General features: G+C 45.9%; 1 protein-coding gene. It reads left to right on the forward strand.

Going from position 1 to position 255, the window contains the following annotated elements; translation table 11 throughout:
- Positions 1-251: transposase (locus NQZ67_RS30205; RefSeq protein ID WP_257453193.1), on the forward strand; the 251-nt coding region annotated here is incomplete at its 5' end.
- Between the last annotated feature and the right edge of the window lie 4 nt (positions 252-255).

The raw sequence follows: 255 nt of genomic DNA on the forward strand, positions 1-255 counted from the left end.
TACAATACGCAGTCTATACAACGAATTCGATTGAGCGCATGAACAAAGAATTACGCAAACGCCTCAAGCCCATGAATAGCCTGACAAACATTGAATCCGCCGAGAAGATCATCTACCTGCAAGCAACAGACTACAACGAGAAATGGTTCGGCAGAGCGATTCGTGGTTTTGCAGATCCGAGAACAAAGGCTGCCTTTGAAGAAATGTTTATGGCAAGGTACGGTCCACTGCGGACGAAAGAAGAAACGTAAGACG

The sequence above is a fragment of the Paenibacillus soyae genome (genome assembly GCF_024623455.1).
GTDB classification, from domain to species: Bacteria; Bacillota; Bacilli; order Paenibacillales; family Paenibacillaceae; genus Pristimantibacillus; species Pristimantibacillus soyae.